Annotated in this window: 29 protein-coding genes; 18 read left to right on the forward strand and 11 right to left on the reverse strand. The window is 59.7% G+C overall.

The window, feature by feature from the left end; genetic code table 11:
- The first annotated feature begins 116 nt into the window (after positions 1–116).
- Together M0D66_RS22750 and M0D66_RS22755 are read left to right on the forward strand one after the other, a co-directional pair.
- Positions 117–1493, forward strand: a complete 1377-nt coding sequence (locus M0D66_RS22750; RefSeq protein ID WP_266211651.1) for a sensor domain-containing diguanylate cyclase — start codon at positions 117–119, stop codon at positions 1491–1493.
- A 140-nt stretch (positions 1494–1633) separates the two neighbouring features.
- Positions 1634–2806, forward strand: coding sequence for a patatin-like phospholipase family protein (locus M0D66_RS22755; RefSeq protein ID WP_266211652.1), 1173 nt, complete (start codon positions 1634–1636; stop codon positions 2804–2806).
- A gap of 42 nt (positions 2807–2848) precedes the next feature.
- Here the strand turns inward: M0D66_RS22755 and M0D66_RS22760 are convergent, their stop codons facing one another.
- From M0D66_RS22760 to M0D66_RS22780, 5 genes are all read right to left on the reverse strand, one after another.
- The gene (locus M0D66_RS22760) at positions 2849–3559 is read right to left on the reverse strand and encodes a 1-acyl-sn-glycerol-3-phosphate acyltransferase (protein WP_266211653.1); all 711 of its coding nucleotides are present in this window, start codon (positions 3557–3559) and stop codon (positions 2849–2851) included.
- Positions 3560–3757: 198 nt separating this feature from the next.
- Positions 3758–4096: a hypothetical protein gene (locus M0D66_RS22765; RefSeq protein ID WP_093632747.1), complete on the reverse strand. Its 339-nt coding sequence runs from the start codon at positions 4094–4096 to the stop codon at positions 3758–3760.
- Between the two features lie 114 nt (positions 4097–4210).
- Positions 4211–4495 (reverse strand): hypothetical protein, encoded by a 285-nt coding sequence (locus M0D66_RS22770; protein ID WP_093632336.1) that lies wholly within the window; start codon positions 4493–4495, stop codon positions 4211–4213.
- Between the two features lie 147 nt (positions 4496–4642).
- The gene (trpS, locus tag M0D66_RS22775; RefSeq protein ID WP_266211654.1) at positions 4643–5665 is read right to left on the reverse strand and encodes a tryptophan--tRNA ligase; all 1023 of its coding nucleotides are present in this window, start codon (positions 5663–5665) and stop codon (positions 4643–4645) included.
- Positions 5666–5854: 189 nt separating this feature from the next.
- On the reverse strand, positions 5855–6226 hold the full coding sequence (locus tag M0D66_RS22780; RefSeq protein ID WP_200655511.1) for a lysozyme inhibitor LprI family protein: 372 nt from the start codon (positions 6224–6226) through the stop codon (positions 5855–5857).
- Positions 6227–6531: 305 nt separating this feature from the next.
- Here M0D66_RS22780 and M0D66_RS22785 point away from each other — a divergent pair, with 305 nt between their 5' ends.
- Both M0D66_RS22785 and M0D66_RS22790 read left to right on the forward strand, forming a co-directional pair.
- Positions 6532–6879, forward strand: a complete 348-nt coding sequence (locus M0D66_RS22785) for a hypothetical protein (RefSeq protein ID WP_266211655.1) — start codon at positions 6532–6534, stop codon at positions 6877–6879.
- Positions 6879–7097, forward strand: a complete 219-nt coding sequence (locus M0D66_RS22790; protein WP_093632330.1) for a hypothetical protein — start codon at positions 6879–6881, stop codon at positions 7095–7097. The genes M0D66_RS22785 and M0D66_RS22790 overlap by 1 nt, the downstream gene beginning before the upstream one ends.
- 54 nt (positions 7098–7151) lie before the next feature.
- Here M0D66_RS22790 and M0D66_RS22795 read toward each other — a convergent pair whose 3' ends face one another.
- Positions 7152–8474 carry a TIGR00366 family protein gene (locus M0D66_RS22795; protein WP_266211656.1) on the reverse strand — a complete coding sequence of 441 codons (1323 nt, stop codon included), beginning with the start codon at positions 8472–8474 and terminating at the stop codon, positions 7152–7154.
- A gap of 329 nt (positions 8475–8803) precedes the next feature.
- Here M0D66_RS22795 and M0D66_RS22800 point away from each other — a divergent pair, with 329 nt between their 5' ends.
- The 3 genes from M0D66_RS22800 to M0D66_RS22810 all read left to right on the forward strand — a co-directional run bounded on the left by M0D66_RS22800 (position 8804) and on the right by M0D66_RS22810 (position 10109).
- A complete protein-coding gene (locus M0D66_RS22800; protein WP_256456368.1) occupies positions 8804–9241 on the forward strand; it encodes an acetylacetone-cleaving protein in 438 nt (145 codons plus the stop codon).
- A gap of 80 nt (positions 9242–9321) precedes the next feature.
- A complete protein-coding gene (locus M0D66_RS22805; RefSeq protein ID WP_256456367.1) occupies positions 9322–9678 on the forward strand; it encodes a nuclear transport factor 2 family protein in 357 nt (118 codons plus the stop codon).
- Positions 9679–9713: 35 nt separating this feature from the next.
- Positions 9714–10109 (forward strand): VOC family protein, encoded by a 396-nt coding sequence (locus tag M0D66_RS22810; protein ID WP_093632324.1) that lies wholly within the window; start codon positions 9714–9716, stop codon positions 10107–10109.
- 65 nt (positions 10110–10174) lie between these two features.
- Here M0D66_RS22810 and M0D66_RS22815 read toward each other — a convergent pair whose 3' ends face one another.
- The 3 genes from M0D66_RS22815 to M0D66_RS22825 all read right to left on the reverse strand — a co-directional run bounded on the left by M0D66_RS22815 (position 10175) and on the right by M0D66_RS22825 (position 11949).
- Positions 10175–11152: a helix-turn-helix domain-containing protein gene (locus M0D66_RS22815; RefSeq protein WP_200655162.1), complete on the reverse strand. Its 978-nt coding sequence runs from the start codon at positions 11150–11152 to the stop codon at positions 10175–10177.
- A gap of 144 nt (positions 11153–11296) precedes the next feature.
- On the reverse strand, positions 11297–11446 hold the full coding sequence (locus M0D66_RS22820) for a DUF2934 domain-containing protein (protein WP_093632320.1): 150 nt from the start codon (positions 11444–11446) through the stop codon (positions 11297–11299).
- A gap of 143 nt (positions 11447–11589) precedes the next feature.
- Complete coding sequence (locus M0D66_RS22825; RefSeq protein WP_093632318.1) at positions 11590–11949, reverse strand: superinfection immunity protein; 360 nt, start codon at positions 11947–11949, stop codon at positions 11590–11592.
- Between the two features lie 233 nt (positions 11950–12182).
- Between M0D66_RS22825 and M0D66_RS22830 the strand changes: the two genes are divergently transcribed.
- Positions 12183–13067: an NAD(P)-dependent oxidoreductase gene (locus M0D66_RS22830; protein WP_093632316.1), complete on the forward strand. Its 885-nt coding sequence runs from the start codon at positions 12183–12185 to the stop codon at positions 13065–13067.
- Positions 13068–13195: 128 nt separating this feature from the next.
- Complete coding sequence (locus M0D66_RS22835) at positions 13196–13867, forward strand: SDR family NAD(P)-dependent oxidoreductase (protein ID WP_266211669.1); 672 nt, start codon at positions 13196–13198, stop codon at positions 13865–13867.
- A 241-nt stretch (positions 13868–14108) separates the two neighbouring features.
- Here the strand turns inward: M0D66_RS22835 and M0D66_RS22840 are convergent, their stop codons facing one another.
- Together M0D66_RS22840 and M0D66_RS22845 are read right to left on the reverse strand one after the other, a co-directional pair.
- Positions 14109–14384, reverse strand: coding sequence for a GlsB/YeaQ/YmgE family stress response membrane protein (locus M0D66_RS22840; protein WP_266211658.1), 276 nt, complete (start codon positions 14382–14384; stop codon positions 14109–14111).
- Positions 14385–14413: 29 nt separating this feature from the next.
- On the reverse strand, positions 14414–14731 hold the full coding sequence (locus M0D66_RS22845; RefSeq protein WP_093632312.1) for a YqjD family protein: 318 nt from the start codon (positions 14729–14731) through the stop codon (positions 14414–14416).
- A gap of 681 nt (positions 14732–15412) precedes the next feature.
- On the opposite strand from M0D66_RS22845, the gene M0D66_RS22850 reads away from it, so the two are divergent.
- The 9 genes from M0D66_RS22850 (at position 15413) to M0D66_RS22890 (ending at position 25022) form a co-directional block, all read left to right on the forward strand.
- Complete coding sequence (locus M0D66_RS22850) at positions 15413–15850, forward strand: two-component system response regulator (RefSeq protein ID WP_256456362.1); 438 nt, start codon at positions 15413–15415, stop codon at positions 15848–15850.
- Positions 15851–15925: 75 nt separating this feature from the next.
- On the forward strand, positions 15926–16399 hold the full coding sequence (locus M0D66_RS22855) for a PRC-barrel domain-containing protein (protein WP_093632306.1): 474 nt from the start codon (positions 15926–15928) through the stop codon (positions 16397–16399).
- Between the two features lie 94 nt (positions 16400–16493).
- The gene (locus tag M0D66_RS22860) at positions 16494–16661 is read left to right on the forward strand and encodes a hypothetical protein (RefSeq protein WP_167378269.1); all 168 of its coding nucleotides are present in this window, start codon (positions 16494–16496) and stop codon (positions 16659–16661) included.
- Between the two features lie 442 nt (positions 16662–17103).
- On the forward strand, positions 17104–17376 hold the full coding sequence (locus M0D66_RS22865; RefSeq protein ID WP_266211670.1) for a hypothetical protein: 273 nt from the start codon (positions 17104–17106) through the stop codon (positions 17374–17376).
- Positions 17377–17784: 408 nt separating this feature from the next.
- Positions 17785–18114, forward strand: coding sequence for a hypothetical protein (locus M0D66_RS22870; protein ID WP_200569948.1), 330 nt, complete (start codon positions 17785–17787; stop codon positions 18112–18114).
- Between the two features lie 105 nt (positions 18115–18219).
- The gene (locus M0D66_RS22875) at positions 18220–18501 is read left to right on the forward strand and encodes a hypothetical protein (RefSeq protein WP_093632300.1); all 282 of its coding nucleotides are present in this window, start codon (positions 18220–18222) and stop codon (positions 18499–18501) included.
- Positions 18502–19251: 750 nt separating this feature from the next.
- Positions 19252–20088 carry an IclR family transcriptional regulator gene (locus tag M0D66_RS22880; RefSeq protein WP_093632298.1) on the forward strand — a complete coding sequence of 279 codons (837 nt, stop codon included), beginning with the start codon at positions 19252–19254 and terminating at the stop codon, positions 20086–20088.
- A gap of 368 nt (positions 20089–20456) precedes the next feature.
- Entirely contained in the window at positions 20457–21881 is a 1425-nt protein-coding gene (locus tag M0D66_RS22885; RefSeq protein WP_256456359.1) for an MdtA/MuxA family multidrug efflux RND transporter periplasmic adaptor subunit, read from the forward strand.
- 18 nt (positions 21882–21899) lie between these two features.
- On the forward strand, positions 21900–25022 hold the full coding sequence (locus M0D66_RS22890) for an MdtB/MuxB family multidrug efflux RND transporter permease subunit (RefSeq protein WP_266211659.1): 3123 nt from the start codon (positions 21900–21902) through the stop codon (positions 25020–25022).
- Positions 25023–25025 lie beyond the last annotated feature (3 nt).

The following is a 25025-nucleotide window of genomic DNA, read 5'->3' on the forward strand; positions in this document are numbered from 1 at the left end:
GCATCAACGCGGTCCATGAAAAACTCCGCGATGTATTGTCGGGCACGGCATATGCGTTGTGCCTTTGGCGACACGAATGTACTGAGACGACCAGAACACCAACCGACCAGGTCAGAATGGACAGCTTGCTTATAGGGCCCGCGACACGCAAACAGGCTGTTCTTGCAGGTACATGTGCGTTGCTCGTTCTGCTCATATTCGCGATTGCCGGTCAGCGTGCGCACCAGCCGTTGCCGGCAATCACGCCTTTCATGCCGATGTGTGCGCTCACGGTGTTCACCACGTCGGGAATCGCCGCGTTTCTTCTTGGCGCCCGCTTCAGCGTGACGCAACAACCCATGCTCGGCGCGCTGGGCGGCGCGTATGCGTTCACGGCGATTACCGTCGCTTTGCAATTGCTGATGTTCCCAGGCGTTTTCACGCGCACCGGCCTGTTCGGTGCAGGCCCTCAGAGCGCGGCGTGGATGTGGGTTTTCTGGCATGCAGGATTTCCGCTGCTCGTCATTCTGGCCGCGCTCATCCGCGACCGCCTCCCGAGCAAGCCGATCGGGCTGCCTCGCATCGATGTCTGGACCTGGGCGTTAATCGGCGTTCCCACTGCGCTTGCCGCAGCGCTTGGCGTATTCGCCATTCATGCGAACCTGTCCGCGCCTTTTCATACGGCTTCCGAAACGAACGCGCTTTTAGGCGGCCGCACCGGACTTGTCATCTGCGCGCTCGATGCGCTCGCGATCGGCGTGGTCCTGTTCAAAGGGCGCCTGCGGACCGTGCTCGATCTGTGGATCGCCATTGCCCTGCTCGCCTCCCTTGCGGACGCCAGTCTGAATCTGTTGAGCACGGTTCAGTTCACGCTTGGCTGGTACGTCGCACGGGTTTTCAGCATGCTGGCGCCCGGCGTGCTGGTATGCGTGCTGGTCTGGGAAGTGACCGTGCTCTACCGCGAATTGTCCGAAGCGCACGCTTCGCTTCTGCATACGTCCACACGCGACGCCCTGACGCGCGTTTATAACCGTAGCTACTTTGACGACCAGTTTCGCAGGGAATTCGAACGTGCCGCGCGCAACGGTCAGCCGCTCTCGCTCGTCATGATCGATGTCGACAATTTCAAGGACTACAACGACGCCTTTGGCCATCTTCGCGGCGACGTTTGCCTCAGCGCAATTGCGAAAGCGCTAGCAGGGACAGCACGCCGCTCGAGCGATTTCGTCGCCCGTTACGGCGGCGAAGAGTTCGCCGTGGTGTTACCCAACACAGGATCGGAAGAAGCATCGGTCATTGCCGAGCAGGCCCGGCTCGCCATCATGCAGTTGGGCCTGACAGCGCCAATACCTGGCGGTCAGGTCACCATCAGTGCCGGGTGCGCGACGAACGAGCAGAGCACACTGAGCACGCTGAACACACCCAACGCACTCGTTCAGGCGGCGGACGCGGCGCTCTACGACGCGAAACGTGCAGGACGCAATCGGGTCCAGTCCGTCACGCCCAGACAATAAAGCTGGATGCCTTTCAGGCGGCAGAGTCCTGAAAGCCCCGCAAGCTCCTCGCAGCAGTAACAAGGGAAAACCGCAGCGCCAGGCCCACCCCACCCGTGGCAAAATCACCCGCACCACGGCATTGGTCCGGGAGACCTGCAATGGGCAACAAGACGCACGGCAAACGCAACGCTAACGCGGCAGGCCAGTCGGAGGCCGCACCGGAGATTCCCGGACAGGTTGTTCTTGTCTTTCAGGGAGGCGGCGCCCTCGGCGCGTACCAGGCCGGTGTCTATCAGGCGATGCATGACCGCAAGGTCAAACCCGACTGGGTGATCGGCACGTCGATCGGTGCGATAAACGGCGCGATCATCGCGGGCAATCTGCCCGAGAACCGTATTGAGCGATTAACCCAGTTCTGGAACGGCGTGGCGCGCCGTGGCGTCGATGCGGCAAGCTGGCTGTTGCCAGGGCTCGCCAACTGGTCACGCGATCTCGCGATCGTCACGCAAGGCGTGCCGTCGTTCTTCACCCCGCAACCCGGCTCATGGGCGAATATTCAGGCGCGTGTTGGGCCGGAGCGCGCGGCGTTCTATTCGACCGAGCCGCTGCGTGAAACCCTGTCTTCGTTGATCGACTTCGACTACCTGAATCGCAAGGCGACGCGGCTGACGGTCGGCACGGTCAATGTCTGCAGCGGACGTATGCGGTACTTCACTAATCGCGATGCACCGATGGACGTCGAGCACGTGATGGCATCCGCCGCTTTTCCACCTGGCTTCCCTTCGGTGCGACTGGAAGGCGAATCGTACTGGGACGGCGGCATCTACTCGAACACGCCGCTTGAAGCCGTGCTTGATGATCGGCCACGCTGCAGCTCGGTGATTTTTTCGGTGCAGTTGTGGCCGTCAAGCGGTCCGGAGCCCGAATCCATTCTGCAGGTGATGAGTAGGCAGCGCGATATTCAGTATTCGAGTCGCGCGGAAAGCCATCTCGATCGACAGAAGCAGATTCACCGGCTGCGGCATGTGATTCGCGAACTCAGTCAGCATGTGCCTGAAGAGAAACGCGATACGCCGGAGGTTCAGGCGCTCCTCGGCTGGGGCTGCGGCACGACGATGCAAGTATTGGAACTCGACGCGCCGGCATTCGACAACGACGATTTGAACAGGGATATCGATTTTTCGTCGAGTGGCATCGAGCGACGCTGGGCCGTGGGCTATGAAGACACGATCCGCTTGCTGGAGCGAGCACCCTGGCGCGAAACACTGGACCCTATGGAGGGGATCTCGGTGTTTCGAATGGGGTCTGGGGATGAGGCCAAAGGTAACTGAAGAAGCACGACAAAACGAGCCTGCAGTCGGACTGGAACGGTATCAAAGCCGCAGCAGTTCGTCTTTCATCCATTCGTGGACGGCTCGCCCCAGTTCCTGCTGTGACAGGTCCCGAGGAGAGAATGCCGGGCCGACCACCACACGAATTAGTCCACGGCCGCTGGGCCAGCCTTTCGCCGGCCAGACTTTGCCCGCGTTGAGCACCACCGGCACAGCAGGCACGCCAGTCGCGCAAGCCAATCGCACGCCGCCCGATGTCATTCTCAACGGGGCATCGTGTGGCACTCGGGTCCCCTCCGGGAAAATGACGATGACATCCCCCTTCTGCAGCCTCTCAGCGCTTTCCTGCGTCACCGCCTGATGAGCCTGCCGAGCGGAGCCGCGGTTCAGGCTGACCATATCAAGGCCACGCAGCACCCAGCCAAAAAAAGGAATACGAAGAAGCTCTTCCTTGAAAACAAAACTGATGCGCCGTGGAAAGAGCGCAAGAAATGCGAGTGTCTCCCACGTGGATTCGTGACGGCACAGCAATATCGCCGGCCCATCAGGAAGATGTTCAAGCCCTTCTATCGAACATGAAACGCCAGGCAGCCAGCGCATCACTGCCACCAGTGCACGACACCATTGTTTTGCCAACCAGTATCGTCCAGCCCTGCCGACGAAGGGGAACAGGAGCAGTATGGCCATTGAATAAAGTGTCCCGCTACCGAGAACGTAGACAATGAAGAGCCATTTAGTGAAAGTCGAACGCATCGGGGCCTGATTCAGATTGGTTTGCGGTGGAACATTCACCGTTGACAGGTGAGACCATGCCGCGAGCGATGCGTTCGTATGCCACCCGCCTCCAAAGGACAGTGGAGTGGTTCGGGACCGGGTTTCTGGAGACGAAAGCGGACGCGTTGGCAGAGCCGGCTCGCGATGCCGCAAAGGCAGGATGAGATGCTCACAAGCCTACGCTGGCGCAAATATCACGGCTCCAACGTCTGCGATATGAGTGAAGCTTCGAACGAACCGGTACGTCTGGTCGCCGACCGTTATCCGGTTCAGGCCGGCGTGAGTCAGTTCGAGAATCTCATTGGCCACGCCTGCTGCGATCGTTCCGTGACCGGTCAACGGGTTGTCCTCGTCCGCCGGGTCGCCGATGTAGACCGCAAAAACGTCTGTACCTTGCCGCATCATGACGACGCACTCGCCCTCATCCAGCGAGAGTTCGAGATATCCAACCAGCGTCAGCAATGACCCAGGCGTTTGTCCCTGTGGGTCGTAAGCCAAACCAGAATCAGCAGGCATCTTGCCGTCCCCCATCAATTGCGTCGGTCCAGAAAAGTAAGCTCGCCCCTTGCGCGACGATGCCTCCACTATAGACGTCTATGTTTGAATGCGGGACAAATTGGAATGCTCTGGTTAGGAGCGCAACACCCCTTTCAGGCGTCCCAGCTCGGCTGGTCTCGTGTATGACCGATACAGTTCGCCGACTGTGCCGAATGCCAGGGCCGGTTTGAGCGTCGCGCCGGGAAGCGCGTCTGCAATCCAGTCAAAAGCATTCATTTCACGTTGAGCCGCATGGACTGCGGCAGTGAGCACAGTGAGGGCCCGCTCTGCGGAGTGCCCACCAAGGTCGACGAAGCAGCTCTCAAATGGATGCTTTGTTGCATTCTCGACGTACAACGTTGATTTTCGAACGGTCAAATCAATCTCCTTCGAGGATTGCCCGTCCTGTATATCAACTGAATGTGACAATACATCACACCGCCCCGCCAAAGCTACGACTGGGCAAGTACGACCGCGCGACGCCCGGCCTGCGCCGGGTTTACAGCCGCGCGGCTTGCTGATCTTCTACCGTGGGTTCTGAAAGTAATTCAAACCAAGCGCAGCTTTCACCTCTGATACCGTCGCACCCGCCACTTCCCGAGCGCGCATGGTTCCGCGGCGCAGAACGTTAAGCACTTCCGCGCGGTCGGTCGCCAACTCCTGGCGGCGTTCCCGAATCGGTGCAAGCATCGCCTGCAGCCGATCGTTGAGTGCGCGCTTGACCACACTGTCCCCCAGACCACCACGGCGATAGTGTGCTTTGAGTTCGTCGACCATCGGTACGTCCGGCTCGAACGCATCCAGAAACGCGAACACAACGTTGCCTTCAACCTGGCCTGGGTCGCTGATGCGCAGGTGGTTAGGGTCGGTGTACATGTTGTTCACGGCCTTGGTGATTTCGTCCGGGCTCGCGCCGAGCGTAATAGCGTTACCCAGTGACTTGCTCATCTTGGTCTTTCCATCGAGGCCCGGCAGCCGCGCGACGTGCGAGAGCACCGCTTCGCATTCGACCAGCACCTGCCTGTCGACGGTGCTGTTGAAACGGCGCACCAGTTCGTTGGTTTGTTCGATCATCGGCAACTGGTCGTCACCGACAGGCACGCGCGTCGCCTTGAACGCAGTGATGTCGGCGGCCTGACTGACCGGATACGTCAGGAAACCGGCGGGGATATCCCGCTCGAACCCGCGGAGTACGATTTCCGCCTTGATGGTCGGGTTGCGTTCGAGGCGTGCAACCGTCACGAGATTGAGCAGATACTGCGTCAATTCCGCGAGCTCCGGCACCTGCGATTGGATAAAGATCGTTGATTTGGCAGGGTCGATACCGACAGCCAGATAGTCCAGCGCGACTTCGATAACGTTGTCGGTCACCTTCTGGTGACGGCCGACGTTGTCCGTCATCGCCTGCGCATCGGCGAGCAGCAAAAACTGCTGCGCTTCGTTTTGAAGCTGCACGCGGGTGCGCAGCGAGCCGATGTAGTGGCCGAGGTGCAAGGGACCGGTTGTCCGGTCGCCAGTGAGGATAACGGGTTGTTTCGCCTGTGACATGGTGAACTCAGTGTTTGGGGACACCACCAGTCATGCGCGCAAAAACAAAATGCCGCCAGGACTGGCGGCATCACGTTGTAGATGTACGTGTGAAAAACGGGCCGCCTGGGTCAGGCGTGCCACCAACAATACAGCTTCAGCGAGGTCGGATTCGTTTCCATGAAGTGAGTATAACGCAGCACGCTGCTTCTAGAATGGCCCACGGCTAGCCAGGCGGGCGTACTCGTCCTTTAGCGTCTGAATTCGCGACCGATATGCGCCAAGCAGGCAAGCCTGGTTCGCACCGCATTTCTTCCTCGCGCTCAACCAGGACTGTTGCTCGTCCCCCATGTCACCGCGCGTACCCATGGCGACAAGACCCGTCAGCATCTGATAGCGCACTGACATCTCGACGTCCAATTCGCTCAATTGCCGGGATGCGCATATCGCTTTTTCGTCCGGCAGACGCGCGCGATTGCAGTCGAAGCTCGCCGCTGAAGCGGGTACTGAGCCGGCTGTGATCGCTATCAACAGTGCCAGGCGCAGATGATGGCCAAAACTGTGATCTCGTTGTTTATCCATCGTCGTTCGTGACATGACTGAACCCATTGCGCAGCCCAATTGGTTGACCTCAAACTCGCGAGCCAATTCCCGCCTTTCAGCCTTCTCCCGCAGCACGTGTGAAGGTAACCCAGTTTGCGCAGTTGCCACAGAGCGGTAACGATGGACACGGGCCACGAAAAACCTGTATATTTATACAGTACCGCACGACGCAATTTCACGGCAACGAATTGGCACTTTTATTGTCCCGGCTGCGATGGCGGCTGCGTCGGGCAAGGCGTTGGTTGCAAAGAGTGGCTGCAACGGAAAGCAGGCAAGGAGAAAGCGTGAAACGTATTGGATTGGCCATACTGATGGCGACGCTCACGCCGGCCGTATACGCGGCTGGCTACACGGAAGTCTGGAATCCGCCTGAGGCCCGTGCAACCGCTCCCCATAGGGTCGGCGCTGCACGCAAGCTCGCGGTTCATCGACCCGTCGTTGCTCACCCGGTGAACATGCATGCGCGGCGCTCGCCGACATCCGCACCCAGGCTGCTGGTGAAGCAAAGCCACGTGCAGAAAACCGCGCCGACAGACGAACCCGATATGTCGGCAATTCCGCGCCAGTTCACGCCCGAGGGAAACGTGCTTCGGGTTGATTCTCGTGGCATGTCGGCTGAGGTCACGCGCTGATGGAATTGGAGAGCTACCACGGCTATAGCGTGTGGGGGCACGCCATCCTGCAGCAGGAAGGCATTCTCCAGCCAGAACGGTACGCAGCAAGCGGCACGATTACTCGAAACAACAAGCTCGTTGAAGCATCCGGCGTCCTTGGCTATTTCGATACCGAAGAGCAAGCCCAGCACGCCGGACTTGACTGGGCCCGCGCGTGGGTCGACAGCCACGGTTAGAGGTACGGCGTGGCGATCCCCCTCACGTCGAGACGGACCGCCCTTTCCTGGAAGTTAGAACAGGTACATGCCGGCCACAAAAATAACGCCCGAGAACAGAAGCGCCGTGACGCAGTAGCCCATGATGTCGCGCACGCCTAAGCCTGCAATGGCAAGCGCCGGAAGCGCCCAGAATGGTTGCGCCATGTTTGTCCAGGCCTCACCATACGCAATCGCCATCGCGGATTTGCCGAGGTCCGCGCCGAGCGCTTGCGCGGCCGGCATAACAAATGGGCCCTGCACGACCCAATGACCACCACCGGATGGCACGGCAAAGTTGATCAGTGCCGAGCTGAGGAACGCGAGCAACGGGAATGTGTGGACGTTGGCGATATCAACGAACCACTTCGTGATGACGCCCGCCAGGCCCGAGTGGTCCATCAGCGCCTGGATACCGGCATAAAACGGAAACTGAATCATGATGCCGGACGCGCCCTTCGCTGCCGCCGCTACCGCGCGTGCGTACGCCATGGGGGTCTTGTGAAGAACGATGCCCGCTGCGAGGAACACCAGGTTGACGGTGTCGATATCCAGTGCGAACCCTTTGTTGATGAACCGGATGACGAGGAAGACGGCGCAGAGTGCTGCCACGAGGATGGCCAGTACACGGCTTTCTTCCATTCGCTCAGCGAACATCGCGTCGGGCGCAAGCTTGCGCTCCACACTCGGCGGATCCTGCAATAGAGCCGGGTCTACCGTAACCACGTCTTCAGGTTTCGGCATCATGAGTCTTGCCAGAATGGGCAAAAGAATAATGAGGCCGATGGTGATGAACGCGTTGTAGCCCGTAAAAATGGTGTGCGAAACCGGAATCAGACCGACGGTCTTCTCCATCGGATTGCCCTTGGTGGCAGCGACGAGCGGCACAGAGCCAGACAAGCCACCGTGCCAGGTCAGGAAACCCATGTAAGCACTCGCCACGAGCAGCCGATAGTCGGTTCCCTTGACGCGTCGGGCGACCTCTCGTGCAAGCATCGCGCCCAGAACGAGACCGAATCCCCAATTGATGGCGCACGCGACGGCGCCGACAAACGCCACCAACATCACGCCTTGACCTGGCGTGCGAGCAGAGCTCGCTAGCGCGACAAGCACTCGCTTGACGGGCGCCGAGCTAGCCAGCGCATGTCCCGTTACTAGAATCATCGCCATCTGCATCGAAAATGCGAGCAGGTTCCAGAATCCGGAGCCCCACAGCATCACGAGGTCGGCGGGCGCTTTCGGCGTCAAACCAAGCGCGAGTGCGAAGGTGACGCCGGTGAGCAAAATGGCAAAAATCAGGGGATCGGGCAACACCCGATGCACCACCTGAGTGAAAAAAGCGGAAATACGCTGAATCAATTGTCTACTCCTCGTCACCTTTATAGATGCGGCCAACTGTCCTTGTTATGGGCTGTAAACCGTACGGACCTTAAGTCGCGCGCGCCGATTTTTGCACACAACGAAAAATCCTGCGTCGAGGAACGCAATTGCTTTTGCAGTCGTTGAGAAGGCGGGCGCGAAGCGCGTTGTAATTAAACCGATAAGACGTGTTCTGAGCCCTCCGGTGCACTGACAGGCAACTCGACTTGCACTACCGTGCAATCCTCCGGCGCGCCCCTGCGATATCGTTGAATCACCCACAAACCACGCCGAACTCGAATTCGGTTTGGCGAAATCTGGAGACGACGATGGACATCAAACCGAAGGTTCGCGAAGAAGCGGTTCAAATCGATGAGATCCCGTGGAAGCCCTTCCCGGAGGCTCTCTCGCAAGGAGGAATCCGCTGGAAGATGCTTCACGCCTCCCCCGAAATGGGCGCATGGACCGCGATTTTTGATTGCCCCGCGGGCTCGTCCTTCAACGCGCATTTTCACGTCGGGCCGGGCGAATATTTGCTGACGAAGGGCCGCATGGACGTCCGCGGTGGTAGCGAACACGGCGGCGACACGGTCGTCGCGCCGGCGTACGGTTACGAGTCCGCAAATGCGCGTCATGACAAAACCGCGTTCCCGGTCGACAGCGAGTTCTACATGACGTTCCTGGGGCCGCTATCCTTCATCAAGGAAGATGGCACGCCGATCGTGGTGGTGACCTGGGACGAGGCGCAGCGTGCATACGCGGGCTGAAGGCACTGCTGTCTACGTCATGTATCGGCAACGGCCATCGTTACCGAACCATCCCGTTGCTCCTCTCGTGGATACTCGACATGTCAAATCTCTCTGAACAGGCAGAAACAGCAACCAGACAGGTGCTGGACCATCATCTCGGCGCGTTCGCTCACGGCGTTGAGGAGATTCTCAAGGATTACGACGACAGCTCCGCCGTCATTACGCCGGACAGGACCTTCCGTGGCCGCGATGAGATCTCGGGCTTCTTCAAGGCATTTGTTGACGGTGCAGACCCGGCGTTCTGGCCGGCGTTCAAGATTACAAGCATGAGCACAATCGGCAACGTGGCTTACCTCGCCTGGGAGGCAAAGCCGTGGGTCACACTCGCAACGGACACTCTTTACGTTAGAGAGGGGAAAATTGCAGTTCAGACGTTCACGTCTTTTTCGGCCTGACTCGCGTCGCGCATTACGCAACAAGGGAGTAAAAATTGGCCAAAATCATTCACGCCATGGTGCGGGTTCACGACCTTGAGCGTTCGCTGCAGTTCTACAAGGACGCGCTCGGGCTGTCGACAAGTCATCGCCTTGATTTCCCCGACTTCTCGCTGGTCTATCTTCGCAACGAAGAGAATGACTTTGAGATTGAGCTGACGTGGAACAAAGGCCGCGAGCCGGCATACACGCATGGCGACGGCTATGGACACATCGCTGTAGCCGTTCCTGAGCTTGAAAATGAGCATGAGCGTATGACGCAGCTTGGCATCCATCCCACGCCCGTGAAGGAATTCAAGCGCGGCGAAGAGATGCTCGCCCGGTTCTTCTTCATTCAGGACCCCGATGGCTACAAAATTGAAGTTCTCGAGCGTTCGGGGCATTACGTATAGGTACACGCATGCAGGCAACACAAGCACGTGGACTCAGCGAAAAGGCTAGCTCCGGTCCGCGTTTGTCATGTCAACTCGTCCAACGGACCGACACCCGTAGTCCTGCGAACATCACCCGGTGAGGCGCCGTACTTCTCTTTGAACGCCCGGCAGAAATGGCTGGTTGAATTGAACCCCCAGCGGAACGCTATCTCCGAGATGCGTTGCCGGTTGTAGGCCGGGTCCGTCAACGCCTGCTTGCAGGCGTGCAGTCGTCTGTCCAGTACCCATCCGGAAACGGTCATGTCGCTGCGCTGAAACAGCATGTGCAGGTAACGCAGCGAAATGTGATTTGCCTCGGCAATCCGGGTCGGGTTCAGGTCGTCTTCGTGCAGATGCTGCAGGATGAAGTCCTGCACACGTCTGAGCATCGCCGCGCTGGCGTCGAACGTCGCTGACGGTTGCTGGCCGGATAGCGCGATACCCAACAGTTCGAGCGTGGATCTGCTGACGGAACCCTGAACGCTTTCGTCGAGTGTTGCGATTTCATTTGAAAGGGCGAGCAGGTGCACAGCCAGCAATGAACCGACGCCTGTGCGGCTTTCGATTTTGCCTCCGGTCGGCGGCTGTTTGCGTTCCGGTAGCCGTTCTCGCATAACCGACCATGGAATCATCAGCGTCACCTTATGCAGGCGCTCGAGAACTTCGAACTCGATGGACTGATCGGTCGTCCAGACGACTACATCGCCGGACGCGACCTCCACGCCTGAATCGCCAATCCTGAACCGTTCGCGCCCGCCCGTCGTGAGTTGCACTCCGACATACAGTTCATCATCGTGGCGAACCTGCCCGCGCGTGCGTTGCCCCTTGCAGGGATCGCATACCGTCTCGACGATCCCGGCTCCCGCGAAATCATGATGTTTGACGTGGGCGTAGAAGGTAGCAGGCAGACGGTGAGGGACTTGCCACTCTCTGTAGCTGGTACTGAGCACCGACTGCCAGGCATCTGTGCGGTCACCAGCTGGGACGTCGTTGCTTGACCACTCGGTAGATTGATTTCGCACGTCGTCGCTCCTTTCGCTCGGTCTCACGATGCGCTCGATGACGCGTCCAATTATCCTCCCTTCCGGCTGAATACGTGGAACAGCGCCGACGTTTCGAGCAAGTGAACCTCCGCTCAGGAACTCTGGTCACACCAAACTAATCTCTTAATCCGATTCTGCCAACGTGCGATCTGCGCCTAGCTGCTGCCGTGCCTTTGCCCAATATTCCTGGGAACGCCCTTCGGGACTTCCCTCTTTCTCCCACAGATAAAACGCGAGCGTACGAACTTGCTCTTCGGTAACAGGCATATCCATTTCAATCTCCACAAAAATTTCTTCGATTGACTAGAGCGTTGACGCCCCGGTCAATCAACAAGCAAGTCTGAAAACAGGACGCAATACAGCGCCCGTCTCTCGAGTGTCAGGACCGTCCATTCGCACTCGGCCCAAGGCACCGACTAACCTCTATGCTGGTAACGGCTGCTTGCTGCGATGCGCGCCACGACCGGCACCAAACGCGGGTTGAACAAGGGAATGGACCCAGCACGACCTTCAGCGCGAGCAACTATTGCATCAATAGTGACTCGTGCAACCGCACGTTGTGCCCGCTTTGCGAACTGCTTCAGACGGCGATCGCTGACCGGATGGCGCGCCCATATCAGCGCCGCGAACCAACCGATCACGGTCCATCCGAGCAGGATGTTCACCATGGTCACCGCAAAGGCGTCTTCGCGGTCTCTCGCGTCTGCAATCATTGCGGGCACCAGATACAGCATCAGCGCACCCAGGAAGACCGCGCCTTCGATAAGCTTCATCATTTCTTCACCTCGCTACAGTTTCGATAGGAGTTTAGATCTGGCCTATCTTTTTTCTAGACCGATAGCGTGAAATCACAATTGCAAAATGCCAGACAATGCCGCCCGCTCCCGCGCCTCGCTGGTTCGCGGGAATCCCTATGCTGAAGGAGGTTTGCGACGCGTAAGCTGCAGCGCTCCCCTGCGCGCCAATAACGGCGGAAGCGTATGCTGCTGTAAATCATCAGGAGACGACCATGAGCCTTGCTGGCAAGACACTATTCATGTCCGGTGGCAGTCGCGGCATCGGACTCGCGATTGCACTCAGAGCCGCACGCGACGGCGCGAATATCGTGATTTGCGCCAAGACCGCGGAGCCAGACCCGCGTCTCGAGGGCACGATTCATACGGCGGCTGCGGCCGTTGAAGCTGCGGGCGGCAAGGCGCTCCCGCTGGTTGTGGATATTCGCGACGAAGAACGCGTAAAGGCGGCAGTCGCCGAGGCCGTTGCTCTGTTCGGCGGCATCGATATCCTCGTGAACAATGCCAGCGCCATTCGACTGACAGGCACGCTAGATACACCCGTCAAACGGTACGACCTGATGCATGGGGTCAATGGCAGAGGCACGTTCGTATGCGCGCAAGCGTGCCTGCCGCACCTTCTCAATGCGTCGAACCCGCACATCCTCACGCTGTCCCCTCCGTTGGTCCAGGACGCAAAATGGTTTAGCGATTTTCCGGCATACACCATTGCGAAATACACGATGAGCCTGTTCACACTCGCGCTTGCCGGAGAGTTCAGAGACCGGGGTGTCGCCGTCAATTCGCTATGGCCTCGAACAGCGATAGCGACAGCTGCTGTGCAAAATGAAATTGGTGGCAAGGACATGATTGCAGCGTGTCGCACGCCTGAGATCGTCGCCGACGCGGCCCATTACATCCTGACGCGCCCGGCCAAAGAATGCACAGGAAACTTTTTCCTCGACGACGAAGTTCTGCTGGCCGCCGGTGTGCGCGACTTTGCACAGTACGACGTGCAGGCTGGGGCCGCATTGCAAGCGGATTTCTTTGTGGAGGCGTTGCCGGGCATGTTGCCGGCCGACAATATGACGAAGCGCGCATCCCGCAACCCCGCCCGCTAAAAGGCCAAGGTGTGCGGATACAAATGCAGTCACACACGCGCTGGAATTGTTAACTTCACTTGTACGTAGCAATTCCAGTCCCTGTTGAATCTGGAGGAACCGTGAGTCGAACTGAGACCGCTTTGATTGTGGGTGCAGGAAAAGGATTGAGTGCTTCGCTCGCACGACTGTTCGCGGCAGAAGGCATGCAGGTTGCGCTCGCTGCCCGTGATACCAGCAAGCTGACGGAGCTCGTCGATGAGACGGGCGCTCTGCCCGTACGTTGCGACGCCAGTCAACCGGAGGATGTCACCGCACTTTTTGACCGCGTAGAGGACGCATTCGGCGCGCCCGATCTCGTTGTGTACAACGCGAGTGGCCGCTACCGCGCGGCAGTCGAAGACATCGAATCAGAGAAGCTTGAGGATGCGTTGAAAGTGACCGCCGTCGGTGGCTTTCACGTAGCCCAAGCCGCAGCCATTCGGATGCTGGCGCGCGGCAGCGGCACCATCCTTCTGACTGGCGCTACTGCGAGTGTGAAGGGGCTACCGGGTTCGACGCCATTTGCGATGGGCAAATTCGCGTTGCGAGGGATGGCCCAATGTATGGCGCGAGAACTCGCTCCGAAAAATATTCATGTCGCGCATTTCGTCATCGACGGTGGCATCGCGAGCAGCCGTCCCGAGGCGGACGTTGCCAGCAATGAAGACAAATGGTTGGACCCCGACGCCATCGCCAAGGAATACCTCCATATCCATCGCCAGCATCGTAGTGCGTGGACGTGGGAGGTTGAGTTGCGACCTTGGGTAGAGAAGTTCTAGCGCGTCTTGTCTTTCGAACGCAGTTAGGTAGCTCGTCATGTTCTGGCATGCTGTCGTTCATACAGAGGCAGCCCCGGAGGCTCCCAGGTCTGCTCGCGCCTCGGTTGATTCGGCGATGAAGATGCGGTCCGCCGCATCTCCATCGCTCGACGTCAGCGCTCGACTGACTGTCGGACTGTCTCAGGCCCGAACTGTTTGCCATCAGTAGCGGCACGCTCAGCGGATAAGAAAATTGAAGTCTTTAGAGTGGACGCGCACGGCCTCGGCTGAAAAGTCGCAAGACAGCGAGCAGGATGACCGCGCCAATCAGCGCCGTAATCAGTGAGCCGATTATGCCGCCTCCCAGGTGCAAACCCATCGCCCCGCCAAGCCAACCACCTATGAAAGCTCCGACAATTCCCACGATGATATCAACCACAATGCCAAAGCCGCCGCCGTCGACGATACGACCCGCGAGAGCGCCAGCGATGCCTCCGATAATCAGCCAGAAAATAATTCCATGCGAGACTGGGTCCATATTTCTTCTCCTATAGAGCTGAATCCGCGTTAGCGGCGGGCAAGCATGCCGATGATAAGTCCGCCTATGAGTGCCATCGTGACCGCTTTCCACGGAGCCTCATGAACGTAATCGTCGGTTGATTCAGAGACGACACGGTACTTCTTCTTGACCACCTCCTGTGCACCAGCAATCTTGTCCTTCACGTCGGACAGCGTCCGGCCACCGGTTGCTCGGTCTCCGTTGCCGCCGCTGGACTTCGCTGTAGAGTCGTTATCCTGTTGAGATGACCCGGTGGAACTGGCTGGCTCGGACGCAACGGGCGGGGCCCCGGCCGCCGCGGCGGTGAGTTGATGCGACTCAGTCATTTGAACCTCCATATTTCGTTTGAATGGCCCGAGAGTTGCGCAAGTGGCGTGCCACACGAAAGCGCGTTGAACGAGCGTCGAACGCGAGCGGAGGTCGTCATCAACTGCCGCCCGAACCGGGATTAGTGACCGACGCCGGCGTGGCAGCGCTGGACTTCTTGTGCATCTTCTTGTGCGAAGTAGTACCAGCGGGTGCCATGCTATTCGCCCCAGACGCGCCCGATACCGTACCGGTTGAACCATCCGCACTCGGTTTGCTCATTCCCGTGCCGCCTTGACCGCCGGCCGCCCCTCCGCCACCCGCTCCCTGGGCGTAGACGGAACCTGATACACCGAAAATCAACGCTGAAATCAAAACTCCTCTCGTCGCGACTCGCATAACAATCTCCTTGAGCGAAGCGGCCGTTAGCACCGGAAGGTGTCAGCCCGCGTCCTGCTTTGCGCAAGTGCCGTGCCGTGGGTCAGTAAATCCACCTCGGCAACGACGGGATAACGAGCGGCCTATCGAGCCGCCGCCGGACCAGGCCGCAGAACCGCCAGACAGCACCATGACACGCTCACTCGCGAACGGACTAGCTGCAGGGCAGCCGCAATGGATTGATTCTGGCTTCACAAGTGGGCCGTAGCCAGGTTGGCAGGCATAGGCGTTGCGCAAAAACGGAATACCTCTGGGTTCGCGATATGTCTACCATCCTGCTCGTCGATGACGACGTAGATTCGCTGTGGCTGCTCCAGATTGTCCTGGTGGGACGCGGTTACCACGTGCTCCTCGCGGAAGGTGGGGAGGCAGCTCTCGCCAAAGCTGCGCAGTGCCTTCCCGACTTGATTGTCACTGACTGCGACATGCCAGGCATGGATGGAATTGCCTTATGCGAACGACTGAAGTTTTATCCCGCGCTTGCCCAGATTCCTGTGGTGATGGCTTCCGGGCGGGTGCCGCCGGAAGAGAAATCCACGCTTTGGAATGTTTTTCTTTCAAAGCCCGTCGACCTGAGTGCCTTGGAGCTCGCCATTAACTCACTGTTGGCGAAGCGTTTGTCTGGTCCCCAAACCCGCGTCAATGTGCCGGCTCCTGCAGGCTCCCGATGGCAACCAATACCCTCCAGACTTTGCTTCTAGTTGCCCGCGCTCGAAGCTTCGACTGGGAACACCGCTTGCGCGCCATTGAAGTACCTTTTTTGAAGGAGGTGAATCATGGGCTCAATTAACCCGCAAGGCGACACCCAACGCGGAGCTGACATCGTCGGCGGTGGCATGGGAGAAGGACCAGGGCCGGACATCATGGCCGCAGCAACGCTCGATGGGAACAAGGTCATGTCATCTGATGGCGAACACGTGGGAAAAATTTCAGACATCATGCTTGACGTCCGGAACGGCCGCATTGCCTATGCGGTACTTTCTGAGGGAGGTTTCCTTGGAATGGGTTCTACCCTGCATGCCATCCCGTGGAGCGCACTGACTCTTGATACGGAAGAGAAATGCTTCGTCGTCGACATTGCCGCGCAGCGCCTTAAGGAGGACCCTGGATTTGACAAGGACCACTGGCCGATGATGGCGGATGCGAAGTGGGGAGAGTCGACATATCGCTACTACAACCAGCAGCCGTACTGGTCAGCGACCCGCGAGGCGGTGGAAAGTGACCCTGCTTTCCGGCCAAGCGAACACTAAAATCCAAACGGTACCGTTGTAGCGCCTATGCCGCCGCGCGCCCCATTGCGGCGGCATAGGCGTCAAATCATTCCCAACGCAACCGGAGATACACATGGCCACCAGCCCGAAGGAACAGAACCCCGCGAGTGAAAAGTCTGAGGAGGATGTCGATAAGACTATTGAAGACACCTTCCCTGCCAGCGACCCTCCAGCGACGGGTGGAACCACCCGGATTGAGTCGGAGGACGGCGAAGAAGTTGACGAGGACGAGCCGGAATAATAGCAATCGACTTCATCACGAGACGCTCCCTCAAATGACGTTTCCATTAAAAGGGCGCAAAGAGCGTACTGGAAATAAGAGCGAAAGCCAGTGCCTTCGCGATGTCAAATGGGAGCTCCATCACCAGTGCGCCGAGCACGGCAATACTGCAGTTCATTTTTGAATCCAGGCGCAGGTATTCCCCGTATATGCAGTCAAGGCCGCGCAATTACGCATGGCAATCCGACGAACAGAGCATTCGCAGCGCTGTCATTTTCCGCGTCGAACCGCGACTGAATCACATACCTCACATCTGGACTCAGCAAATAGCTGTTCTGTTCAGACTCGGGTAGCTGCTTGCGCGTCGCCGCTACGCAACCAGTCAGCCTTGAGCGGTCTATGAGACTTCGGCGCTGCAAACGCATGCCGATATCACCGGAGAAATACCATGGAAAAGTTGACGATGAACGCGCTGTTCGCGCGTCTGGCTGTTGCGTCGCTTTGCGCGTGCGCTGCAACGTTTGCGCAAGCCGGCGGGAATGGCAACGGCGGCAACGGCAGCGGCGGCGCGCACGGTGCCGCGACGGCAGGGATGACGTATCACAGCGAGCCCGTATCGAGCCCGTGGAACCGGGTTCCCGGCGACATGAGCAAGACCGCGGCCGCCACGAGCGACATGGGCATATCCGCTATGCACTCTGAAGACAACCGCATGCCAACAAAGACTGTTCAATAAGACCGTTCAGGATTGCCGGCGGCGCATCTGCCTTCTGTTCATGCGCCGCCCGCTTTGCCTGCGGTTTAATAGCGGTGATAGTAGCCGCCTGCTGGCACCACAATGCAGCCGCCCAGCGCGCTACCAAGACATACGGCCATCAGCATCAGCACAAAAACTCTTTTCATACACGCCTCACTCGTCAGTTGTGAGCGCACTATATTGAGCCGGCAGATTACCGGTGTTTTTGTGTGTAACGAGACGTGTAGATTGAAACATCTCCCTGCGTTCGCATGATTTCCCGCAGCCCAGTCGTCACGAAATATTCGGTTTCAGAACTCACAACTGCGCGGTCAGCATCGTGGTCGTCCAAAACGTTAAGCAGTTGAACGGCTAGAAGCCGTCCCTTCAACTGAATCGGAGACGACCATGCACAACGCTGCCTACAAAATCGCCGCTGCGGCGGCACTCGCCCTGTCATTCGTGGGCACCGCGTCGGCGCAAACGAACTGGGATGCATCGCACCCACGCCGTGCCGAGGTCAATGATCGCCTCGCGAATCAGGACCGTCGCATTCACCAGGAAGTACGAGAGGGTGAGATGTCCCACGCCGAGGCGGCGAGACTGCATCGCGATGACCATCAGATTCGCCAGGAAGAGCGCGACATGGCGAGCCAGAACGGCAGCCACATTACCAGGCGCGAAGACTACGCGTTGAACCAGCAGGAAAACCACGTGAGCCGGCAAATCGGACAATAACGCCTATCGCTAACGCCAGCGACGGCCCAATGTCAGGCCGGCGCTGGCGTCGGTGGTCTGCGTTCTATCTAACCTTGGTGGCCTTCAGACTTGCTGGAGGGAGACATGAAGAGCACGAATGGGCAATCCCTGCGTTGTCAGGTAGAGAAATGGCTCGCGCCGACGCCCGCAACGCCAGTTCGTGTGACCGCTTTCAGCCGCACCAGATTGGGTGGCCGACGATACGTGTGCGTCGAAAGCGCGTCGCAATCGGGAACGCACATGCTGTTCTTCTTCAAGCATGATGACGGCAGTTGGTACGTGTTCCCGCAGACTGCCAACAAGCGGAAGTTGGCCGCGGAGCAACCCGTTTTCTCGCATTCGCTTCGAGCAGACGCGGCAGCATGACGTACCACAGCCAGCCAGTATCGAACCCGCACAACTTCAAAGGCCAGAGCCGCTGCACGGGAACCGTCGGCACGACAGGTGGTCTTCGTATGCACGCCGAACGCCTGCTCAGTAAAAGACACCTGCCTCAACCTGCTCGCGCTAACGGCGAAGCTCCCGATTCTGCCACCACCCAGGCGCCATCATCATCGGCCGCCTCCGCACCGCCGGCCGCCCCCTCCGCATCGCTACTGAAGAACTGTATTTGTTGCACACAAAGGGGCGTTTTAGGAATGCCGCAGATTTTGTTGTGCACCCATGGACGAAAAAAAAGGCGTCACGTTTCCGTGACGCCTTAAAAAGTTCTAGCCATTCCGAGGGCCGTGCTAGAACCTGAGAGACGGTATTCGAAAGTTGGGCGGGCGCGCGATATTGAACGCCGGACTCGAGACAGACACTGCGTGGACTGCTACGGGAGACTGTTAGAGGTACTCGACCAGACACTCCGCGGACCACGGTTGGTTCAGAATTTCAAAATGCAGAACCTGAAACCGTCTTTCGAAATGAGATTCCATTTTTTATGGTTATGCTGACTAAGTCAAGCAAAATCTAAAGAGGCCTCATTCGTCTCGGCAAAATATTCCGATACAATGAATCTTCTGATGAAAAATGGAATTCATGCCCCATTTTGGGGCTTCTGCCGCATCTTTGCGGAACGGTTGCTGACAGGCAAACGAACAGAATATTGAAATATAGTTCCAGAAAAACGATATGACCCGACCCACGTCCTCCCGAACTGCCGCAGGCCCAGCCAAAGACAAAGACGGCCCGGGCGAGGAAGTCACCGCGCTGGCACGTGGTTTGACCGTGCTGCGCTCGATCGCCGCGGCCGATGCGCCGCTCAGCAACCGCGAGTTGACCGAGCTGACCGGCATTCCAAAGCCCACCGTCTCGCGCATTACCGCCACGCTCGTCGGCGCAGGGTTCCTGTTCCGCCTGCCCGACAGCGAGCGATTCGTCCTGACTTCGTCGGTATTGGAGTTGAGCAACGGCTTTTTGCGCAACTTCGACATCCGGGCCCGGGCGCGCCCCTTCCTTATCGAACTCGCCGAACGCACCGCGTTGTCCGTGCATCTGGCCGTACGCGACCGCCTCGACATGGTGGTGATCGATGCGATTCGGCCACGTTCGGCGGTGCTGGTATCGCGCCTCGAAATCGGCTCGCGCATGAACCTCAGCCGCACGGCAGTCGGCCGCGCCTATCTGTCGGCGCTTGCCGAACCGGAGCGGGAAAAATTGCTGACCGGCCTGCAGGCCGCCGAAGGCGACGACTGGGGCCATGTCAGCAACCGCCTGACAAGCGCACTACGGGAAACCGCGGAGCAAGGCTTCGCGATCGCCACGGGCGAATGGTACGACGGCCTGAACGCCATCGCGTCAGGATTCATCGGCCCCTCGGGCGAGCGCTATGCCGTCAATTGCGGCGGCGCCGCAGACCAGTGCCCACGCGACTGGCTGATCTCGCGCGCGGCGCCGGCCCTGCTCGAATGCATCAGCAAGATCGTTCTCGAGATCGGCGGCACACCCGGGCGCCGCCTCGACAATTGAAACGCGTGGGCACTCGCCGGCCATTACATTGCCTTGCCACCCTCCGCTCGTACTGTAACCTTCGTAATCAAAAGAAAAATACACGGGTGGACTGTTACAGAGCCCGCGACGTAGGATCACGCATTCCCGTCGCGGGCGCTTGCCCGGCTTGCCGCTATTGCCCTTCGATAACGTCCCGCCGACCTGTCATGATGGCGCAATGCGTTAACATCTTTGTCCCGCGCCTCGGGTAGCATCGCGCTGAACATTTGCGGCGCGTCCGCTGTCGAAACCGCCTGCCATGCCGCCTGCGTGCCGGTCCGCTGAACTCTTGAAGCGGTACAAGCGCACGAGCGGCTCACATCAAAGCCAGCCACCAGACCGAACCGATGGACGAACAACAAAAGCATTCGGAAACTTCACGCCCTGCCGCCCCGGCTTCTCAACCCGGTTCGCAACCGTCCACCAGCGGGAAGCCTGTCGGCGGTCCCGGCAACACACCGGTCGCAGCAAAAAGCCATCGCGGGCGCAACATCGCGCTGATCGTTGCGGCGCTGGTCATCCTCGGGATCGTGTTGTGGCGCTGGCATCCGTGGGGCGGGCCCGGCGGCGGCGCGAGCGGAGCTGCCGGTGCAAGCGGCGCGAGCGGCGGCGGCCGCGGGGGCCGTGGCGGCGGCCTCGCCAACATGCCACAGCCGGTTCACGTGGCAACCGCCACCCAGGGTGAGATGCCGGTCGTGCTGACCGCGCTCGGCACGGTCACGCCGCTCGCCAACGTCACCGTGCTGCCGCAGTTGAGCGGCGTGCTGCAGGACGTGTTTTTCAAGGAAGGTCAAATGGTCAAGAAGGGCGACGTGCTCGCGCAGATCGACCCGCGTCCCTATCAGATCTCGCTGGAGAACGCGCAAGGCACCCTCGCGCGCGACCAGGCGTTGCTGCAAACCGCCCGCCTCGACCTGAAGCGTTATCAGACGCTGCTCTCGCAAGACTCGATCGCCAGCCAGCAGGTCGATACGCAGGCCTCGCTCGTGCGGCAGTATGAAGGCACGGTGAAGTCCGATCAGGCGAACATCGATACCTTCAGGCTCGACCTCGTCTATGCGCGCATCACGGCGCCGGTGTCAGGGCGCGTCGGTTTGCGCCAGGTCGATCCGGGCAACTACGTGACGCCGAGCCTGACCAACGGCATCGTCGTGATTACGCAGTTGCAGCCGATCAGCGTGATCTTCACGACCTCCGAAGACAACCTGCAGCAAATCCTCCAGCAGACCCAAACGGGCGCGAAGCTCTCGGTCACCGCGTACGACCGCAGCAACACCACCTCGCTCGAAGGCGGCTCGCTCGAAACCCTGGATAACCAGATCGACACCACGACCGGCACGGTCAAACTGCGCGCAGTTTTCCAGAACGAGAAGAACGTGCTGTTCCCGAATCAGTTCGTGAATACGCGCCTGCTCGTGGACACGATCAAGGACGCCGTGATTGTGCCGACGCCGGCCGTGCTGAACGGCTCGATGGGTCAGTTCGTGTATGTCGTGAAGCCGGACAACACGGTGACCGTGCGTCCGGTCAAGATCGGTCCAGTGGACGGCGAACGCACCAGCATCAAATCCGGCCTGCAGATCGGCGAGCGCGTCGTGATCGACGGTTCGGACCGGCTGAAGGAAGGCGCGAAAATCACGATTCCGGCCGACAAGCCGCGCGGCGCTTCGGGCGCGCGTGGTGCAAGCGGTGCAAGCGGTGCGGCTGCCGCTTCGGGCGCATCCGGCGCGCATGGACATCATCGCAAACACGCGGCGCAAGCCTCGGAATAAAGGCACGGCAACTATCGCATGAATCCATCCCGCGCCTTTATTCTGCGCCCCGTCGGCACCGCGCTGCTGATGGCGGCGATCATGCTGGTCGGTCTCGTCGCGCTGCGCTTTCTGCCGCTCTCCGCGCTGCCCGAGGTCGACTATCCGACGATCCAGGTGCAGACCTTCTATCCGGGCGCGAGCCCGGACGTGATGACCTCGTCGGTCACCGCGCCGCTCGAACGCCAGTTCGGGCAGATGCCGTCGTTGAATCAGATGTCGTCGCAAAGCTCGGCCGGCTCGTCGATCATCACGCTGCAGTTCAGCCTCGATCTGCCGCTCGACATCGCCGAGCAGGAAGTCCAGGCGGCGATCAACGCCGCGGGCAACCTGCTGCCGTCCGACCTGCCCGCGCCGCCGATCTACGCGAAGGTCAATCCTGCCGACGCGCCGATCATCACGCTCGCGATCACCTCGAAGACGATGCCGCTCACGCAGGTGCAGGACCTGGCCGACACGCGTCTCGCGCAGAAAATCTCGCAGGTCGCGGGGGTGGGTCTGGTGAGCCTGTCCGGCGGTCAACGCCCGGCCGTGCGGATTCAGGCGAACCCGCGCGCGCTCGCCGCGTACGGTCTGAATCTGGACGACTTGCGCACCACGATTTCGAACCTGAACGTCAACACGCCGAAGGGCAACTTCGACGGCCCGACGCGCAACTACACGATCAACGCGAACGATCAGCTGACCGACGCCGACGCCTACAAGAGCGCCGTGGTCGCGTACAAGGGCGGCCGCCCGGTCATGCTGACGGACGTCGCGAACATCGTGCAGGGCGCGGAGAACACCAAGCTCGGCGCATGGGTCAACAACACGCCGGCGATCATCCTGAACGTGCAGCGCCAGCCGGGCGCGAACGTGATCCAGGTGGTCGACAGCATCAAGGCACTGCTGCCGCAACTGCAACAATCGCTGCCCGCCGCGCTCAACGTCGAGATCGTCACCGACCGCACCACCACGATCCGCGCTTCGGTGCGCGACGTGCAGTTCGAACTGCTGATGTCGGTCGTGCTGGTGGTGCTGGTGATGTATCTATTCCTCGCGAACGTCTACGCGACCATCATTCCGAGTCTGTCGGTGCCGCTCTCGCTGATCGGCACGCTCGCGGTGATGTACCTGTGCGGTTTCTCGCTGGATAACCTGTCGCTGATGGCATTGACCATTGCGACCGGCTTCGTGGTGGACGATGCGATCGTGATGATCGAGAACATCGCGCGCTATGTCGAAGAAGGCGAATCGCCGCTGGAAGCCGCACTGAAGGGCTCGAAGCAGATCGGCTTCACGATCATTTCGTTGACGGTTTCGCTGATCGCCGTGCTGATTCCGCTGCTCTTCATGGGCGACGTGGTGGGACGCCTGTTCCATGAATTCGCGATCACGCTGGCCGTGACGATCGTGATTTCGGCAATCGTCTCCCTCACGCTCGTGCCGATGATGTGCGCGAAGCTTCTGCGCCACTCGCCACCGCATGAAAGCCACCGTTTCGAAGCGAAGGCTCATAAAGCGATCGACTGGGTGATCGCCCGCTACGCAGTCGCGCTCACCTGGGTGCTGAACCGGCAACGCTCCACCCTGTTCGTCGCGGTGCTTACGCTGGTGCTGACCGGTGTGCTGTACGTGTACATTCCGAAGGGCTTCTTCCCGGTGCAGGACACTGGCGTGATCCAGGCGATCACGCAGGCGCCGCAGTCGGTGTCGTATGCGTCGATGGCTGAGCGCCAGCAGCAACTCGCCGCGCAGATCCTGAAGAACCCGGACGTGGAGAGTCTCACCTCGTTCATCGGCGTGGACGGCAGCAACATCACGCTGAACAGCGGCCGCATGCTGATCAACCTGAAGCCGCGCGACGACCGCAGCAACACCGCGAGCGAAGTGATCCGCCAGTTGCAGCAGGACGTCGCGCATATTCCGGGCGCCTCGCTGTACATGCAGCCGGTGCAGGATCTGACGATCGATTCCACGGTCAGCCCGACGCAGTATCAGTTCATGCTGACCGACCCGAACATCAGCGAATTCACCACGTGGGTGCCGAAGCTGGTCGACCGGCTGAAGCAGTCGCCGGAACTGGCGGACGTGGCCACCGATCTGCAGGACAACGGCCAGTCGGTGTACATCGAAATCGACCGCGCCACGGCGTCGCGTTACGGCATCACGCCGGCTACCGTGGATAGCGCACTGTATGACGCATTCGGCCAGCGCATCATCTCGACCATCTTCACGCAATCGAACCAGTACCGCGTGATTCTGGAAGCGCAGCCGCAGATGCAGCACTACACCGAGTCGCTGAAATCGATCTATCTGCCCTCTTCCACTTCGTCGGGCGGCCAGGTGCCGCTGTCGTCGATCGCGAAGTTCATCGAGAAACCGGCGCCGCTGCTCGTTACGCACTTAAGTCAGTTCCCGGCCACCACCGTGTCGTTCAACCTCGCGCCCGGCTCGTCGCTCGGCGCGGCCGTGAAAGCGATCGATCAGGCGGAGAAGGAGGTCGGGCTGCCGGCGTCGTTCCAGACGCGCTTCCAGGGTGCGGCACTGGCGTTCCAGGCGTCGCTGTCGAACGAACTGTTCCTGATTCTGGCGGCAATCGTCACGATGTATATCGTGCTCGGCGTGCTGTATGAGAGCTTCATCCACCCGATCACGATTCTGTCGACGCTGCCGTCGGCCGGCGTCGGCGCGCTGCTCGCGCTGCTGATCACCGGGCACGATCTCGACATCATCGGCATTATCGGTATCGTGCTGCTGATCGGTATCGTGAAGAAGAACGCCATCATGATGATCGACTTCGCGCTCTACGCCGAGCGTGAGGAAGGCAAGCCGCCGCGCGAAGCCATCTATCAGGCGTGTCTGCTGCGCTTCCGGCCGATCCTGATGACGACGCTCGCCGCCCTGCTCGGCGCCCTGCCGCTAATGCTCGGCACCGGCGCCGGCTCGGAGTTGCGCCGCCCGCTCGGTATCGCGATTGCCGGCGGTTTGATCGTCAGCCAGTTGCTCACGCTGTTCACCACGCCGGTGATCTATCTCGGTTTCGACTCACTCGCCCGCCGCGCACGTGAACGCTTCAATCGCGGCAAGCCTGTGCCGCCCGCCACCGATGCAGGGACTTAAGCG

The sequence above is a fragment of the Paraburkholderia sp. SECH2 genome, from assembly GCF_030464795.1.
Classification (GTDB): Bacteria; Pseudomonadota; Gammaproteobacteria; order Burkholderiales; family Burkholderiaceae; genus Paraburkholderia; species Paraburkholderia aspalathi.